Genomic DNA, 17,894 nt, shown 5'->3' with positions numbered 1-17,894 from the left:
TGAAGAAAAGCCTTAATAGTAATAGGTAATTATCATAAACAAGCCGTAAACGTGATGCATCATAGAGAGCTTCTTTTAGCAATCAATTTATGAAAGAAATGGAGCGGATATTGGATGGACGAAAAGATTTTGGTAGTTGATGATGAACAGCCAATTGCTGATATTTTAGACTTCAACTTAAAAAAAGAGGGATTCCAGGTAGATGTAGCTTATGATGGAAATGAAGCGGTAGAAAAAGTGCATCAGTTCAATCCCGATATCGTACTGCTCGATATCATGCTTCCTCATAAAGACGGAATGGAAGTATGCCGGGAGATCCGCAAACATTTTGATATGCCTATTATTATGTTAACCGCAAAAGATGCCGAAATAGACAAAGTGCTTGGTTTGGAACTAGGTGCTGATGATTATGTCACAAAGCCTTTCAGCACACGAGAATTGATTGCAAGAGTAAAAGCAAATTTAAGAAGATTGCAGGTAGTCCCAGAAGAAAATCAATCAAAACAAAAGCAAATTGAAGTAGGGGACTTAACCATAGATCCTGATGCTTACCTTGTGTCAAAACGAGGAGAGCCAGTAGATTTAACTCATCGTGAATTTGAACTTATTCATTATCTAGCCCGTCACATTGGACAAGTAATGACACGTGAACATTTGCTTCAAGCCGTATGGGGATACGATTATTTTGGCGATGTTCGGACGGTCGACGTTACAGTACGCCGATTGCGGGAAAAGGTAGAAGATAATCCAAGTTACCCAATGTGGATCATAACCAGACGAGGAGTCGGTTATTATTTAAAACACCCTGAACAGGAGAAGTAGTAATGAAAATTATCGATTTTTTTAAATCGATCCACGTCAAAATGATTACCATTTTTATGCTGCTTATTTTTATAGCTATACAAGTCATCGGCTTATACTTTACTGGAGAATTAGAGGCGCAGCTTGAGGATAATCATTATGACATGTTAGTAGAACGTGCAGATTTGCTCGAATATAATGTTCGTCAGGAAATAACAAGGGATCGTGACAGTGAAGAAGAACCTTTAGAAGACGATATAGAAGATCTGCTGAAGGAATTCTTTTCCATAGAACAATCTGAAGTACAAGTGATTGGTCCAAACCAGGAAGTGCTTGGTACATCAAATTGGAATGATCAAAACATCGTAGGGCAGCAAAGTACTAAAGTGAGGGTGGAACGTGCACTGCTTGGACAGGAAGACAGCCCTATTCTGAGAGACCCAGAAACGGGTGATAGAATCCAAGTTATTGCTCAACCGGTTGAAGCAGACGGAGAAATAATTGGAGCAATATACATTGAAGCTTCCATGGAAAACATTTATACAGAAATGGAAGAGATCAATAACATTCTATTAACGGGAACTATCATTGCTTTGGTTATAACAGCGGTGCTTGGAATATTATTATCACAAACGATAACCCGTCCCATTGTGGATATGAAAAAACAAGCAAAAGTGATGGGAGAGGGAGATTTTTCCCGCCGTGTGCATGTCTATGGACAAGACGAAATCGGGCAGCTTGCGGAGTCGTTTAATGCTCTCACGCTCAGTTTAAAGGATGCTCGCGCAACGACAGAAGGAGAACGGAAAAAATTAAGTTCTGTATTAGCTCATATGACGGACGGAGTTATCGCAACGGATGAGCTAGGTCGTATCATTTTAATGAACAAACGCGCGGAGCAGCTTTTAAATGTAGACAGCACCGGTATTATGGGATCTTCTCTTCCAGAAGTGCTCCGTCTATCTGAAACTCTGACACCAAGTGATTTATATGACTACACTGATTCTATATTGCTTGATTTTAGTGATGAAAAAGAAGAGTTTTTATTAGAAGCTAATTTTTCGGTTATTCGTAATGAAGAGGGACCGGTAAATGGTCTTATTACAGTTCTTCATGATGTAACAGAACAGGAGAAAATTGAAAGAGAACGACGCGAATTTGTAGCAAATGTTTCTCATGAACTGCGCACACCATTAACTACGATGAGAAGTTATTTAGAAGCATTAGAAGACGGGGCTATGGAAGATGAAAACTTAGGTCCCCGCTTTTTAAAAGTGACCCAAAATGAAACAGAGCGAATGATACGGCTTGTAAATGATTTACTGCAATTATCGAAAATGGATAGTAATGATCTGCAGCTTACCTTTGAAACGACAGACATAGGTGAGCTTTTACGGCAGATAGCTGAACGGTTTGAAATGATGACTAAGGACAAAGACATAGAATTTTCCAAAGACATTCCATTTCATTCTGTTTATGTGAATATGGATAAAGATAAAATGACTCAAGTGTTCGATAATATTATTTCGAATGCAGTGAAATATTCACCGGATGGTGGTATGATCACCATTCAAATGATTACTCGTTCTCAAGCAGTAGACATTGAAATAACGGATGAAGGTGTGGGTATACCAAAAGAAAATCAAGCCAAAATATTTGATCGATTCTACAGGGTGGATAAAGCAAGAGCTCGAAACCTTGGCGGAACCGGCTTAGGATTAGCTATAGCTAAAGAACTGGTACAGTCTCATGGCGGATATATAACGGTAGATAGTGAGTGGAAAAAAGGGACAACGATATCCGTAACACTTCCTTACTCCGTTAACAAAAAAGCGGGTGTTGGTGAATGATGGAACGTATAAAATCCTGGACCTTATCGGTATTAGTGGCTATTAGTGTTATTTTGACATGGCAGCTGTGGACCTTTCAGCCGAATTATGCATTTTTAGATGAGTCTGACTATCTGCCAAGCGATATTGAGATGGGAGAAGAATTAAGCATTGAAGATGTAATCTGGCCCGACCAGATCGTCTTTCGAAATGGAGCGAGACAAACAGGATTAGACGGCACCCAGCGTTTGTTTTCTAGGTTTTATAACGATTTTCTTGATTCTCGTTTTGAAAATATTACTTTAAATCAGGACTTCGAAGCAGGGGAGTTATATGAAGGGGATCATGCCGCCGAATTAATTTTTCCAACACCCATTCCTGGAGAAGTACTGAATGACATGATGAATTTTGAAGACGATACCCCATATTTATCGATTGATTCCGTTGATCGAATTGTATTGATCGATGAAGGTGGAGACAGTGAAAACCTTCAAGTAAAATTTGTTTCTTATGAAGATCCTGTTGTCTTAGAAGGAGAAACAAATTTCAGTATGTCTGATTTCAGGGATTTGTATATTCATCAAATGGATGAATTTTCACCGGTTTTTTCACATGAGTTAGAGGACAATTCAGTGATACCAAAAACTATATATTTACCAGAAGAAACGGTGACTTATAATACCCTTTCTGACACCTCTTCTGAGATGAACTACAACGATTTTCTAACATTGTTGTTTAATGATTCTGATTATGTAAAGCAGTATCGTCAGGATAATCGAGAGGCCTCTTTTACAGATGGAAATCGAATGATGAGTTTAGAAGACAATGGAGATTATTTAAATTACGTTAATCCGATATACAGTGAAAATGTACAAGATTCTCAAAATCACGTAGTCGAGACAACGTTTGATTTTATAAATTCCCGCGGAGGATGGACTGATACTTATCGTCTTTATGATTGGCAGAGGAGCAGTCTAGAAGAAAGTGCAGTATATCGTATGATTGTCTCGGGACTGCCGGTATTTGAATCACGTGGGCGGGATCTTGCTTCTATAAATGTATCTAGAACCGGAGGGCAGGTTTCACAATTTTCTAGACCTTTGTTTCAATTAGATGACAGTCCAATTGATACAAGCGGGTCGATAGAGCTTGCTTCTGGTGAACAAGTATTAGAATTTGCAGAGGAGCAGTTTGACCCGGAACAAATCGAAAATATACGTGTAGGCTACAAAATGGAAAAAACGGAGAGTCTAGTGATTCAATTTGAGCCCAGCTGGTATGTGAAATACGACGGTTCCTGGTATCCTATTGAACCTGACGGCACAACGGAAACAAAGGAGGGTTAAAGTGGATTGGAATAGAACGAAAACGATCTTTATTATCACTTTTCTTCTCCTTAATACTTTTCTTTTATATCAACTAATTGAAAAAAGAAACTCCAGCGATGTAAATGTCAGAGCTCAGGCGACGGTGAGAGAAACCTTAGCGGACAGAAATATTTCTGTCACAGAAGACTTACCGGAGGAACGAAGCGAAATTAGTCACATTGTCGGCCAGCCAGTGCAAATAGAAGAAGACATTATTGATAAAGCTGGAGAAGACAATGTTAATGTGTTAAATGACAGGTTTGTAGAAGTGACGTTAGAAGAGCCGTATGAAGTAAGCTCAAATGTTGAAGACGATATTTCTAAGTTTTTGGATCAACATGTTTGGAATGCTGACGAGTATAGGTATGAGAGCTGGAACGGAGACGATAGACAGATGTATTTTAACCAAACATATGAGGGAAATACAGTAGTTACCTATGAAGAAGATCAGCTTGTTCTGTTTTTTAATGAAGATAATGAAATAGAAAGTTATGTGCAGAGCTATCTTAAGTTTCGAGAAGAAGGGAAAGAAAAAGATATGCTCGCACCGTATAAAGCGATTGAAGTACTGTTAAATGACGGGATACTTTCCTTTAACGACCAGGTCAACAAGGTTGATTTAGGCTATTACAGTCTTTTTAATCCAGAAGGGGAAGTCCAAGTCTTTGCTCCTATGTACCGAATGGAAATAAATGAAGAAGAAAATTATCTTGTGCATGCCATAGACGGTTCCATCCAAGAATTAGCAACAGATGAAAACAACCAGGAAGAGCCAGACGAGGGCACGGATTCAAATGAAGCAAAGGAAGAAGAATAAATTGGAGTGAAACATTATATGGCCTTAAGTTTTAGCGTACTGGCGAGCGGAAGCACAGGGAACGCTGTTTATATAGAAACAAACAAAAAACGTCTGCTTGTTGACGCAGGATTAAGTGGGAAAAAAATCGAAGGGCTGTTTCAACAAATAGCGCGAAATCCAAAAGACTTAGATGGTATTTTAGTAACGCACGAACACAGTGATCATATAAAGGGAGTCGGGATTTTAGCAAGAAAATATAATTTGCCGATTTATGCCAATGAAAAAACGTGGAAGGCTATGGAAAATAGTTTAGGCAATATTACGTCTGCCCAAAAATTTGTGTTTGGCCGAGGATCTGTTCAATCATTTGGAAACCTTGATGTTGAATCATTCGGCGTCTCCCATGATGCAGCTGACCCTATGTTTTTCGTTTTTCATAATGAAGGAAAAAAATTGGCTCTTGCTACAGATATGGGCTATGTAAGTGAACATACAAAAGGGCTGGTACAAAATGCCGATATGTTTATATTTGAATCAAACCATGATATGAATATGCTGCGTATGTGCCGATATCCCTGGAACATTAAACGCAGAATCTTAGGGGACGCAGGACACGTCTCGAATGAAGATGCTGCTTCAGCTTTAGCAGAAGTGGTAGGAGAAAATACAAAGCGTATTTATTTAGCTCATTTAAGTCAGGATAATAACATGAAGGATTTGGCTCGAATGACTGTAAAACAGATATTAGAAGAAAATGACTGCGGAATTGATTATGACTTTCATCTTTATGATACGGATCCATATAAAGCTACTTCACTAGTTACATTATAGCAGCCTTTTTTAAAAGAATTGGGTTTAACGGATAAAATGTTTAAAAACCTCTTTATTAGGACACTCTAAAAGCGAAATTGTGGGAAATTATATAAAACAAAGCTTCTTTCTGGACGAATTTACAGGGTTTTAAATAAAATAATTATATAACCAAAAATCATGCTTATTTTCTTTTACTTGGGGAAAAATACCTACACGTAAGAGGAGAGGATGCCTCACCTTAAAATCCATGACTTCGCCATCTGGCGAGAAGCTTGTTATTGCTTTTAAAGAACAATTATGAACAGGAAGGTGTCGGAGGTTATGGGCTATTATAATGATCATATGCAGGATGAAAACAAAAGGTGGAAAACGAATCGACGAAAGACTGGACTAGCCGGTTTTATCGGAGCTATTATCGGTGCATTGCTCGTCGTTTTTTCGGTACCGTTCCTTTACGAAGCTGGATTGTATTCTAATTTTGCCGGAGGACAAGAAAATCCTTCAACGGCTGATGATGACAATTCCTCGGATGAAGATTTATTTACAGAAAATCAGCAAAATGTTAATTTATCGGTTAATTCAGATGTAACGGACGCTGTCAATAATGTGTCTGAGGCTGTAGTTGGTGTCTTCAACCTTCAGCAGTCTGAATTTTGGCAGGAAGAAGAAACCGGTCAAAGCCAGGGAACAGGTTCCGGAGTTATTTATAAAGTGGAAGGAGATTCGGCATTTGTCGTCACGAACCACCACGTTATTGAAGGAGCAAGTCAAGTAGAGGTCAGTTTATCAGACGAACGAAGAGTAGAAGCAGAGGTAGTAGGGTCTGATGTATTAACGGATCTTGCAGTTCTTCAGATCGATGCAGAAGGGATAGACACCGTAGCTGAATTTGGAAATTCAGATAACTTAAATGTTGGAGAACCAGCGATTGCTATTGGTAATCCGCTTGGTACAAACCTCTCACGAACAGTAACCCAGGGAATTATTAGTGCGACTGAACGAAGTATTCCTGTTGACTTGACCGGTAATGGTCAGCCGGATTGGAATGCCGAGGTTCTACAAACAGATGCAGCCATCAATCCAGGTAACAGTGGAGGAGCACTCATTAATATTAGTGGTCAGTTGATTGGTATTAATTCTATGAAGATTGCTCAATCTACTGTGGAAGGAATTGGTTTTGCAATCCCATCAACGGTTGCTATTCCAGTCATTGAAGACCTTGAAACAAAGGGAGAAGTAGAACGCCCGCAAATGGGTATCGGTATTAGATCCCTTTCTGAAATCCCTAGTTATCACTGGCAGGAAACATTAAAGCTGCCGACTGACATAGATAGCGGAGTATTTGTTACGAATGTAGCTCCAGGGACACCTGCCCAAGAAGCTGAATTGAAAGAATATGATGTAATTACAGCTATAAATGGCGAAGAAATTACAGATGGACATGATTTAAGAAAGTTCCTATACACTGAGGCTGAAATAGGAGAAACTATTGAGGTCACGTTCTATCGTGAAGGAGAACAACAAACAACTGAGTTAACGTTAAATGCTCAACAAGATTTTTAGGAGCATAAACCTTCGAAGGAGCACTGCCTCTTTCGAAGGTTTTTCTAACTTGTTTAGGAAATTATGTTTTTACAAGTTGTGGATAACTATCTTCATATTGTTTGATCCGCGTCTAGCTTCAGCGCCCAGCCTCTCGGAGGCCCAAGACGGTTTAAGGAACTTTTGCGTAGCGAACATCGTGTTCGCTACGCAAAAGTCAGCACCTCCTGTGCAAGCCAGTTCGACGTTGTCACAGGACGTGACGTTCTTAGTCGAACATCTTTTAGGACCCTTCTGCTAAAGACGCACACGTCGACGCATAGGACGTGCTAATGTTGCCAATGCCATAGGACGTGGCGTTTTGGAGACGAAAGTGCAACGCAGAAGTCACCACATCCTGTGGAAGTAAGAACGCCTTTCATGACTGGAGAACATTTACCTGTCGAGGCTGATCAGGGCGCTTGCGCTTTTGTTCTGTTAACTCTTCAAAATATTGTGGATAAATAAAACGAAAATTATTGTTAGCAACTTGTGGATAACAATGCAGCTGAAGATAAAATAAAAGGAAAAAGGAATGGTTTTACATGATTTATTTTTGCGAAATTCATAGTGATCGGGCTTTAGAAGATGCGATTGAACAGGATGGTGAGCCTCCTCAAATGGAAAAACTAACAGAAGATTCATTGTCCACAACTTGTTCATACTGCAAAAATAGAGCTGTGTATAAAATTATTTAAACCCCTTAGTGAGGGCTGTGAATATGTGGATTATTTCTGTGGATAACTTATGGGAGAGGAGGACAGGGTGTGAATATCTCAATCATAGCGGTGGGAAAGTTAAAAGAGAAATATTTAAAACAAGCCGTAGCGGAATACGAAAAACGTATGAAAGGTATGGCGAGCATTCATTTAATAGAGCTTTCTGATGAAAAAACTCCCGAGCAGGCGAGTGAAAAAGAAAAGATTCAAATAAAGAAAAAAGAAGGGGAGAAAATTTTAAATAAAATACATGACAACATGTACGTTTTTGCGCTGGAGCCTCGAGGAGAAATGATTTCTTCAGAAATGACAGCTAAAAAATTACATGACTTAGCGCTCCATGGGAAAAGCAAGCTGGCATTTGTGATTGGAGGCTCTTTAGGTTTAGATCAACAGGTTTTAGGTCGGGCTGATTTTTTATGGTCTTTTTCCAAGCTTACCTTTCCTCATCAGCTGATGCGGGTTATGTTAATGGAACAATTGTACAGGGCTTTTCAAATTAATCGAGGCAGTCCATATCATAAATAAAGAAAAAGAAGCATCATTTTAACATGTTGGTAAAAGATGATGCTTTTTTATAACCTAACCTAACCTAATCTAATATATGATATGAATGAAAAGACTTGTTGGCAATGTAATGTTTAACATTAAGACTGTTGTTTACGGCCGTATCTTTTTCTCGTTTTCACACGGTAATATACATACCAGCCAATAGCTCCCGCAATCAAAACCATTATTCCGTATTGTACGTTTTGAAACCAAGTATAAACTACTTCAATATTTCCGAGGCTGCCTAGATAGAACATGAGAAACGCAACAGGCAGGACTCCAATAAAAGTAAATAAGCCGTAACGAAACGGAGTTATTTTATAAAAAGCAGCAAGGTAAACAATATAACCCATACCAAGTATTCTTCCTGCAGAAATCGTCCATTCTCTATATTTATCCATGAACCTTAACATTCGTTTAGAACTGGATGTATTTACACGGTTTTGCAGAAGATGATCGTAACGAAGGGAAAGCCAGTATGGAATGAAACTAACTGCTGTATAGACTGCAGCAGCTCCCAAACTAATCAGCACCCATTCCAGTCCGGAAGGATCCATAATGTACCCGTACACCAATATCACAATTGCTGCAGGAAACGGTATAGAAATGGCTTCCACTGCTATTCCTAAAAACAAGCCGATTAGGCCGAGTTGTTCGAGTGTATCTAATAGAATCTTCAACATAAAATAACTCCTTGTTTTATGAAAAAAAACTTCGGTACTTGTTACTAACAATTTAACACAAGGATGAAGAAAACATCTATTTTAATTTTTTGTGTTGAAGGGTAATGTTGGATATGATAGAGACAACAGAAAGGTGTGATCACAAATGAAAGAGTGGAAAGATATGCTTTTATCAGCAAAAATTTGGGTAAAAGAAGCTGGTGAGAAGCAAGTGGAAAAAGCTCAAGGACCAATGGAAATGAATAGTAAAACTTCAGCTATTGATCTTGTCACCGAATTGGATGTGTGGACAGAAAAATTTTTAACGGAAAAAATTCAGCAAGAATACCCTGGACACGTGATGAGAACGGAAGAAAGCGGATTTTATGAAGGAGATTCTGACTACGAATGGGTGATAGACCCGATAGATGGAACAGTCAATTATGCACGGGGCCTTCCCTTTTTTTGTATATCCATCGGAATTAGATACAAAGGTGAAACGATAGCAGGGTTGATTCATGCACCTAAATTAAATGAAACATATGAGGCTGTTAAAGGAGAAGGTGCATTTTTAAATGACCGTCCGATAAAGGTGTCAGAGACATCAATGTTGAATAAGGCTGTAATAGGTACCGGTTTTCCATATGATAAGGGAACGGATAAAGATAATAATCTCTCACATGTGCAAGAATTAGTGCCCCGAGTAGGAGGAATTCGAAGACTAGGAAGTGCTGCTCTAGACCTGGCACAAGTTGCTTGCGGCAGAATGGACGGATATTGGGAGCTAAAATTAAAGGTTTGGGACGTGGAAGCAGGTTTACTTGTTTTAGAAGAAGCAGGAGGAAAAACGATCGTAAGTGAAGAAGATAAAGGACTGTATGTAATGGGAGCTAATCCTTATTTATTTAATACCTTAAATGAACTTATCAAACGGTAGAAATGAATGTTTCACGTGAAACAAACAGACATGTTTTGGAATTATTTTTAGGGGAATACATATGCAGGCACTTTGATATGCATAGATGCCTGCTGGACATTTACATAGGCGGACCATTTTCCATTTGCATAAAAGTTAGAAATCCAATAGCAAGAAATACAATGAATATGACAGAAACAATGAGTCCTATGATGCTGCAAGTATTTCCGGCAATAGCTAAACCGCGTCCATTTTGTCCAGAACGTTTTATTTCTTTTAATGCTAAAATACCGAAAATAAGTCCTAATATAGACAGTACAGGACTTATAATAACAAATAGAACAATCATCACTAGAGAAACGATTCCAAGAACAAGGGAGGTAATGGCTTTTCCATTTACGGTAACAGGAGGTTGAGAATTCTCATTTGCCTTGTTGTACATACCTTCTTTTTCCATGCTAACTTCACCTCTTTCTAAGTTAGTCATTTTTTCATACCTTACCCAAAATAACCTAAAAAAGTAACTTTTTGAAGGGAGGGAAAGCGTGGGGATTTTAACAAATGATTGGGCTCCTCGTTTAGATCAGGAATTTCAAAAAGACTATTACGTAAAATTAAGAGATTATTTAAAAAAGGAATATCGGGAAAAAACCATTTATCCAGATATGTACGATATTTTTAATGCTTTGCATCATACTACCTATGAAAATACGAAAGCAGTAATACTTGGTCAGGATCCATACCATGGACCAAACCAAGCCCATGGGTTAAGCTTTTCCGTTCAACCAGAGGTGAAAATACCTCCGTCCCTGCAAAACATCTATAAAGAACTGTATGATGATCTTGGATATGAGATACCAGATCATGGTTGTCTCACAAGCTGGGCAGAAGAAGGGGTCCTATTATTAAATGCTGTATTAACGGTAAGAAGAGGACAACCGAATTCTCATCAAGGGAAAGGCTGGGAGCATTTTACACATGAAGTGATTAGACAAGTGAATGAAAAAGAAGATCCAGTAGTTTTTATCTTATGGGGTAAAAATGCTCAAGCTAAAGAGGAACTCATCACCTCTAAGCATCATTTAATTATTAAATCCCCTCATCCAAGTCCTTTTTCTGCTCATAGAGGCTTTTTTGGGAGCAGGCCTTTTTCACGCACCAATGAGTTTCTAAAAAAGGCGGGACGTCGGGAGATAAATTGGAGTGTTCCCTCTAGTATAGTGCACAAATGATTAGCATGAATCTGGCACTTTTATCAGACGATGTACTTTTTTAATTATATTAAAGGAGGCAGCAATTGATGAGTATTGAAACATCAGTAACAAAATTAGCAAATGGAGTAGAAATGCCCCGGGTTGGACTTGGTGTCTATCAAGCAGAAGCAGGTGATGAAGTAAAACAGGCTGTCAAAACCGCTTTAGAAAACGGTTATCGAAGCATTGATACAGCATCTTTTTATTATAACGAGGAAAGTGTAGGGGAAGCCATAAAAGAAAGCAACGTGCCAAAAGAGGATATTTTCATCACTACAAAAGTCTGGAATGATGAGCAAGGCTTTGAAGAAACATTAGATGCATTTGAACGCTCTCTTAAAAAACTAGGCGTAAATGTAATTGATCTATATTTAATTCATTGGCCTGTACCAGGAAAATATAAAGAAACATGGGGAGCACTTGAAAAGTTATATGAAGAAGGCAAAGTAAGAGCAATTGGCGTGAGTAACTTTACAGAAGAGCATTTGGAAAACTTGATCAAAGAAGCAAAAGTGAAGCCAATGGTGAACCAGGTAGAATTTCATCCAAGATTATTCCAAAAAGGTTTGTTAGAGTATTGTCAAAATCATGATATACAACTAGAGGCATGGCGTCCGCTTGGAAAAGGCGATCTGCTTGGAGAAGATGTAGTAACTCGGATAGCTGAAAAACATGGCAAAACACCTGCTCAAGTATTAATTCGCTGGTGCCTGGAAAATAAAGTGGTTACTATTCCTAAATCGGTAACCCCGGAAAGAATTAAATCGAATGCGGATGTATTTGATTTTTCCCTTGATACAGAAGACCTTCAGGCCATTGACGGAATGAATGAAAACCAGCGTTACGGGTATCACCCGGACGATTTTCCTTATGATGAAATGTAAATTTATGATCAATAAAAGGCTGCCTGCCGCTGATTATCAGCGAGGCAGCCTTTGCATAACAGCAATTAATAGTTTTAAATGTTACTATCTAAAAGGTGATAGCAGTTCATCTCCCTTCAGCCCTCGAGAAATGTTAGTATGATAGTTAGGATAAGTGTAGAAAGAAGGTAAATGAGTGTGTTACGGGAAAAAGTGGTTTGTATCATCATTGCATTAATGCTGGGAGGCATTCTTTCTTTTCTAAACGTACCAGCTGGATGGCTGATGGGAGGGCTATTAACAGGGATAGGCTATGGATTATTTATAAAGAGGCTGGCCTTTGAGGGCTGGCCGTTTCGGATAGTGCTTGCTGTAGTAGGGGTCAACATCGGGTTTATGATGCAAACAGAATTGTTTCAATTAATAAGCCAGTACTTTATTCCGCTTCTGCTTTCCCTGACATTTACGCTAGCAGCGGGAGTAGGAATTGGCTGGTTAATGAATCACTGGACCAATCTTGATCCTTTAACTGCTTATTTTTGCTGTGTGCCAGGGGGGGCCTCAGAAGTGATTGCGTTAAGCGGGGATTATGGAGCGGATAATCGTGTAGTAGCTGCGTTTCATACGGCACGCATTACCTTTTTTGTCCTAACCATTCCTTTTTTAGCTGGTTTTTTCTACCCGGATGAATTACAAGGAAGGACTTCTGGTTTCTCTCTGGAAGAAATCGAATTATCAGTATTAGCGGGACTGCTTGCTGCCATTCTCATAACCATTTTTCTGTTTCGTTTATGGAAAGTGCCGGCCGGTACATTGTTTTATGGCATCTTTACAGGATTTATTATAAGTGAGTGGGTGCTGACTGGTACCACTGTACTTCCATCTTATGTTGGAGGAATTGGGCAAGCGCTTATCGGAGTGATGGTTGGGATCCGTTTTGACCGTCCTACTTTTTTAAAGTTAAAAGATATCGGAAAACCAAGTGCCGTTTTACTAGGAATTTACTTTTTGTTTAGCTTAACGCTTGCTGCTCTTTTTGAATGGATGACTGGTCTTCCTTATATGACGAGTTTGCTAAGTACAGTACCTGCGGGGGCTGCTGAAATGAGTTCTACCGCAATGGCATTGCACTTAGAGCCTACCCTGGTAGCTAGCTTGCATATTATTCGTGTGGTGGCATTATTTCTGTTTTTACCTTTCTTTATAAATATATTAAAACGAGCTGCAGAGCGTCATGGTAATTAATCAATTATCATGCTCTTTTTCTAACTTATATAATCAAAAAGTATTCCGAGAATTAAATTTAGTATTGTATCTTCTATATTAAATAGGCAGTATAATAGTTAATAATTATTTATGAAATCGTTTGTAAAAAACTTAGCAAACAATATTTTTTAGCCTCATGAAATCGCTGTCATAATTTTATAAAAAGAAAGGTGAATTAAAGATCTTCCTATCTTTTCGTTTGATTTCTGATAAAAATTTGGTAAAGCATTAATAATTGTTGTGGCTTTTATGCCATTAGCCGGTATTATAATTTCATTAGGAAAAGCATTTGAAATGATGGTTTCTGATTACCTAATTATGCAATCGGTTGCTCAAATTGATAGAAGATATCGGATGGGCAGTCATTGAAAACCTGCATATACACTGAACGCCCATTCATGGCAAGAAGAAGACTAGATCGATAAAATGAAAACATTGGTACGAGTTATTCATGAAAACCACTATGATATCATAGCTTTACAAGATATAAGCCAGCACGTTGATTCTCCACTGGTTTATAAAAATATCCGTAAAGATAATTATGCTCTCCTTGTTAAAACAAGAACTGCAAAAACTAGGAAACAAAAAATATCAGTTCCTCTGGGATATATCTCATTATGGCTACGAGGTCTACGAAGAGGGTCTGGCTCTTCTTACCCGTCATTCTGTAAAAAAAGAGCATTCCTTTTATGCAAGCTGCTCTCAATCAGCAGTAAAATTGTCTTGTTAATGGTTCCCCTATTTCCTATTATCCTTCTTGGGTATTTTTAATGCAGCAGAGTCGAAAAGAGAGGTAGGATATGATTATATTTTGAAACAAAGTTTGTTTGATACTCATTTACATAAAGGTGATAGGACGATAAAAGGAAACATAGCAGGCTGGGAAAAGAACTTGAAGCTTTAAAAATTGACCATATCTTTACCATCTGGAAACCAATTGTTTCTCATTCTCATTTTATTTTTGACTGATCACTATGGAGTGGATGTTCAATACTTTTAGAAACTGAAAAATCCATATGAAAGTCGAGGTGGCAGCAATGGAAAAAGCATGGTGGAAAGAAGCCGTAGGCTATCAAGTGTATCCTCGCAGCTTTCAAGATTCGAACGGCGATGGTGTTGGGGATATTCAAGGCTTAATACAACGTTTAGATTACTTACAGGATCTGGGGATTGATTTGATTTGGATTTGTCCGATGTATAAATCTCCAAAAGATGACAATGGTTATGATATATCAGATTACAAATCTATTTTAGAAGAATTCGGAACCATGCAGGACTTTGATGAACTGCTGCAAAAAGTGCATGAACGCGGGATGAAATTAATTATCGACCTTGTCTTAAACCATACTAGTGACGAGCATCCATGGTTTATTGAATCCCGGTCATCTAAAGAAAGCAAAAAGCGCAATTGGTACATTTGGAGAGATGGCAAAAATGGTGCTGAACCTAATAACTGGGAAAGTATTTTTGGGGGCTCTTCCTGGGAATATGACGGAAACACGGATCAATATTATTTACATGTTTTTTCAAAAAAACAGCCTGATTTAAATTGGGAAAATCCTGAAGTACGGTCTGCTTTGTACGAAACCGTAAATTGGTGGCTTGATAAAGGTATTGATGGCTTTAGAATAGATGCAATAAGTCATATTAAAAAGCGCCCTGGCTTACCAGATATGCCGAACCCAAAAAAGAAAAAATATGTGTCTTCTTTTGACATGCACATGAACCAAACTGGTATTCATGACTTCCTACAGGAGTTTAAAGACGAGACGTATGGTAAGTATGACGTTATGACCGTCGGCGAAGCAAACGGAGTAAGCATTGAGGAAGCAGACCTTTGGGTGGGAAGCAAAGGAAAAATGAATATGATATTCCAGTTTGAACACCTTGATTTATGGGATGCCGGGCCGAATGATAAATTAGATATCCGCGGATTGAAAAACGTACTGACACGTTGGCAAAAAGGGTTAGAAAATAGCGGATGGAACGCATTATTTGTTGAAAACCATGACCTTGCCCGGGTGGTATCTACTTGGGGGAATGAAAAAGAGTATTGGGGAGAAAGCGCTACAGCGATAGCAACGATGTATTTTCTGATGCAGGGCACTCCTTTTATTTATCAAGGACAGGAAATTGGAATGACCAATGCTCATTTTCCTTCCATTGAAGATTATGATGACGTGGCAGCAAAAAATTTATACCGTGAAAAAAAAGCACAAGGAATACCTGACAAGGAGATTTTGAAGCTGCTGGGGCAAACATCACGAGATAACAGCCGTACTCCTATGCAATGGTCAGACGAAGAAAACGCTGGTTTTTCTACCGGAGAGCCGTGGCTGAATGCGAACCCCAATCACAAGAATATTAATGTAAAACAGCAGCAAAAAGAAGGCTTTTCCATCCTCAACTATTATAAAGCCATGATCAAATTAAAAAAAGAGCATGCACTTTTCACTTATGGGGTATATACGTTACTGAATGAGGAAGACAGCCAAATCTTTGCTTATTTAAGAGAAGGAGAGCAGCAAACAGCTGTTATCGTAACAAATCTTACTTCAAAAAAAGCAGAATGGAATAGAGAAGGACTCCGTCTTTCAAGCAGCCAGCTTATCTTAAACAATTATGAAGTTCCTTTTCATCAAGAAAAGGAAAAGCTTATTTTACATCCTTATGAAGCGCGGGTGTATTTAATTGAAAATCTCTCATAAAGCCAAAGAAGCAGAACCAAACTCGGTAATCAATACAAGTTTGGTTCTGTTTTTTTTATTTTATACTTTAAAAATATAAAAGAAAAATGTGTAACAAAAAAGCTAAGGTAGCTGTCTCAAAAAGGTAGTTGGTCATCTAGCAACTGGAATATGCGGGACTCCAGTGGGAAAAAGGGCAGTGTGAAGACCCCGCAGGGAGCGGTTTTTGCACACGAGGAGGCTGATCCGTTGCCCTCGGCAAAGAAGACACTACGAGAACGAGCAAAGAGAGTTGGAGTAGATGTCGGACTTGTGCCCTGAGGGTGAAAGCGAGTATATTCCAGTTACGTTTGCCGAGAACTGACTTATGGTACCCTAGTTTCTCTCAAAATACTATGTCAGGTTTCCTTACAATATAGTAGGAATAACAAAAAATCTGTGTAAAATGTAAACTAACGAAAGATGTTAACTAAGTTTACATATGAGAAAATGGAAAGGGGAGAAACATATTATGGATCCGATATTTTTAATGAACAATCTTTGGATCATGATTGCATTTATTTTAGTTGTATTAATGCAAGGCGGATTTATTCTTTTAGAGGCAGGTTCTACCCGGATGAAAAATGCCGGACATATTGCAGGTAAAACCATTTTCACATTAGGTATTGCATCGCTTGTATTCTGGGGAGTAGGGTATGGTTTTATATATGGAGAAAGCGCTGGAGGGTTTATTGGTTTATCTGACTTCTTCTTTGGTGATTTTACTACCATGTTTGATGGACTGGCAGGCTCTGTTGACTTTATCTTTCAGTTAGCGTTTGCTGCGATTGCGTTAACGATTGCTTTCGGCGGTTTTGCTGAACGTGCTAAACTTTCTGCTTACATTGTATTTGCTGTTTTATTTTCAGCTTTTGTTTATCCGGTAGTTGCTCATTGGATTTGGGGTGACGGCTGGATTGGCGGATTAGGTAAACAAGACTTTGCTGGTTCTACAGTAGTTCACTTAACTGGTGCAATGGCTGCGATGGCTGCAACCATGCTGTTAAAACCACGGATTGGGAAATACAATAAAGACGGTTCACCGAATGAATTGGCCGGTCATAACCAGGTTTTCACTGCTCTTGGTGTACTACTTCTTTGGGTTGGCTGGTTTGGTTTTAATGCTGGCAGTACTTTAGGTGTTGATGATGCATTCTTTGGATTTGTTGCTTTAAATACGCAGCTTGCTGCTGCAGCAGGTGCCGTGGCCGCACTGTTAATTGCATGGGCATCTCTTGGAAAAGCAGATGTACCGACGATGTTAAATGGGGCGCTGGCAGGGCTGGTTGCTATAACAGCTTCTTGTGCATTTGTTGATCCATGGGCAGCTGTTGTCATTGGTATTATTGGCGGACTGCTTGTTTATTACAGCATGAAGTTTTTTGAAAAAATGGGAATTGATTATCCTATCTTCGCATTATCTGTTCACGGTGCTGCCGGTGTATGGGGAACACTTTCAACTGGTTTCTTTGCCACTCCGGAGCTTGCAGAAATGAATGGCGGCCAGGCTGGGTTGTTTTACGGTGGAGGCTTTGCTCAGCTCGGTGTTCAATTTATCAGTGTTTTAGCTTGCGGGGTATTTGCTTTTATCGCTTCTTACGTGCTGCTATTGATAACAAAGTCACTCATTGGAGGACTTCGCGTATCTGAAGAAGAAGAAATTATGGGGCTTGATATTAGTGAACATGGAAGCTACGGTTATCCGGAAAACGTACAGCAATCTTCTCAGAATATAAATACAGGTGCGTGA

16 protein-coding genes are annotated in these 17,894 nt (G+C 38.9%); 14 read left to right on the top strand and 2 right to left on the bottom strand.

What is annotated here, in order from left to right; all coding sequences use genetic code 11:
• The first annotated feature begins 114 nt into the window (after positions 1-114).
• The 8 genes from yycF (at position 115) to rlmH (ending at position 8,437) form a co-directional block, all read left to right on the top strand.
• Positions 115-822: a response regulator YycF gene (gene yycF, locus ACE1TI_RS07160; RefSeq protein ID WP_375006900.1), complete on the top strand. Its 708-nt coding sequence runs from the start codon at positions 115-117 to the stop codon at positions 820-822.
• Between the two features lie 2 nt (positions 823-824).
• Entirely contained in the window at positions 825-2,651 is a 1,827-nt protein-coding gene (gene walK / locus ACE1TI_RS07155) for a cell wall metabolism sensor histidine kinase WalK (RefSeq protein ID WP_375006899.1), read from the top strand.
• Positions 2,648-3,976 carry a YycH family regulatory protein gene (locus tag ACE1TI_RS07150; RefSeq protein ID WP_375006898.1) on the top strand — a complete coding sequence of 443 codons (1,329 nt, stop codon included), beginning with the start codon at positions 2,648-2,650 and terminating at the stop codon, positions 3,974-3,976. Before walK ends, ACE1TI_RS07150 begins: the two co-directional genes overlap by 4 nt.
• A 1-nt stretch (position 3,977) precedes the next feature.
• On the top strand, positions 3,978-4,814 hold the full coding sequence (locus tag ACE1TI_RS07145; protein WP_375006897.1) for a two-component system regulatory protein YycI: 837 nt from the start codon (positions 3,978-3,980) through the stop codon (positions 4,812-4,814).
• Positions 4,815-4,832: 18 nt separating this feature from the next.
• Positions 4,833-5,627 carry an MBL fold metallo-hydrolase gene (locus ACE1TI_RS07140; protein ID WP_375006896.1) on the top strand — a complete coding sequence of 265 codons (795 nt, stop codon included), beginning with the start codon at positions 4,833-4,835 and terminating at the stop codon, positions 5,625-5,627.
• Between the two features lie 303 nt (positions 5,628-5,930).
• On the top strand, positions 5,931-7,172 hold the full coding sequence (locus tag ACE1TI_RS07135) for a S1C family serine protease (protein ID WP_375006895.1): 1,242 nt from the start codon (positions 5,931-5,933) through the stop codon (positions 7,170-7,172).
• Positions 7,173-7,735: 563 nt separating this feature from the next.
• Entirely contained in the window at positions 7,736-7,888 is a 153-nt protein-coding gene (locus ACE1TI_RS07130; protein WP_375006894.1) for a CxxH/CxxC protein, read from the top strand.
• A gap of 69 nt (positions 7,889-7,957) precedes the next feature.
• Complete coding sequence (gene rlmH, locus ACE1TI_RS07125; protein ID WP_375006893.1) at positions 7,958-8,437, top strand: 23S rRNA (pseudouridine(1915)-N(3))-methyltransferase RlmH; 480 nt, start codon at positions 7,958-7,960, stop codon at positions 8,435-8,437.
• 119 nt (positions 8,438-8,556) lie between these two features.
• Here rlmH and ACE1TI_RS07120 read toward each other — a convergent pair whose 3' ends face one another.
• Positions 8,557-9,141: a DedA family protein gene (locus tag ACE1TI_RS07120; RefSeq protein WP_375006892.1), complete on the bottom strand. Its 585-nt coding sequence runs from the start codon at positions 9,139-9,141 to the stop codon at positions 8,557-8,559.
• A gap of 145 nt (positions 9,142-9,286) precedes the next feature.
• Between ACE1TI_RS07120 and ACE1TI_RS07115 the strand changes: the two genes are divergently transcribed.
• Positions 9,287-10,057: an inositol monophosphatase family protein gene (locus ACE1TI_RS07115; protein ID WP_375006891.1), complete on the top strand. Its 771-nt coding sequence runs from the start codon at positions 9,287-9,289 to the stop codon at positions 10,055-10,057.
• Positions 10,058-10,157: 100 nt separating this feature from the next.
• On the opposite strand, the gene ACE1TI_RS07110 is transcribed toward ACE1TI_RS07115, so the two are convergent.
• Positions 10,158-10,493: a DUF4190 domain-containing protein gene (locus ACE1TI_RS07110; protein ID WP_375006890.1), complete on the bottom strand. Its 336-nt coding sequence runs from the start codon at positions 10,491-10,493 to the stop codon at positions 10,158-10,160.
• Positions 10,494-10,581: 88 nt separating this feature from the next.
• Between ACE1TI_RS07110 and ACE1TI_RS07105 the strand changes: the two genes are divergently transcribed.
• The 5 genes from ACE1TI_RS07105 (at position 10,582) to ACE1TI_RS07085 (ending at position 17,894) form a co-directional block, all read left to right on the top strand.
• Entirely contained in the window at positions 10,582-11,268 is a 687-nt protein-coding gene (locus tag ACE1TI_RS07105; RefSeq protein ID WP_375006889.1) for a uracil-DNA glycosylase, read from the top strand.
• A 68-nt stretch (positions 11,269-11,336) separates the two neighbouring features.
• A complete protein-coding gene (locus ACE1TI_RS07100; protein ID WP_375006888.1) occupies positions 11,337-12,173 on the top strand; it encodes an aldo/keto reductase in 837 nt (278 codons plus the stop codon).
• Between the two features lie 171 nt (positions 12,174-12,344).
• Positions 12,345-13,397, top strand: a complete 1,053-nt coding sequence (locus ACE1TI_RS07095; protein WP_375006887.1) for an AbrB family transcriptional regulator — start codon at positions 12,345-12,347, stop codon at positions 13,395-13,397.
• 1,058 nt (positions 13,398-14,455) lie between these two features.
• Positions 14,456-16,126: a glycoside hydrolase family 13 protein gene (locus ACE1TI_RS07090; RefSeq protein ID WP_375006886.1), complete on the top strand. Its 1,671-nt coding sequence runs from the start codon at positions 14,456-14,458 to the stop codon at positions 16,124-16,126.
• Between the two features lie 490 nt (positions 16,127-16,616).
• Positions 16,617-17,894, top strand: coding sequence for an ammonium transporter (locus ACE1TI_RS07085; protein WP_375006885.1), 1,278 nt, complete (start codon positions 16,617-16,619; stop codon positions 17,892-17,894).

The organism is Alteribacillus sp. JSM 102045, from assembly GCF_041949975.1.
Taxonomy (GTDB): domain Bacteria; phylum Bacillota; class Bacilli; order Bacillales; family Marinococcaceae; genus Alteribacillus.
This window is presented reverse-complemented; position numbering and strand designations above follow the sequence as displayed.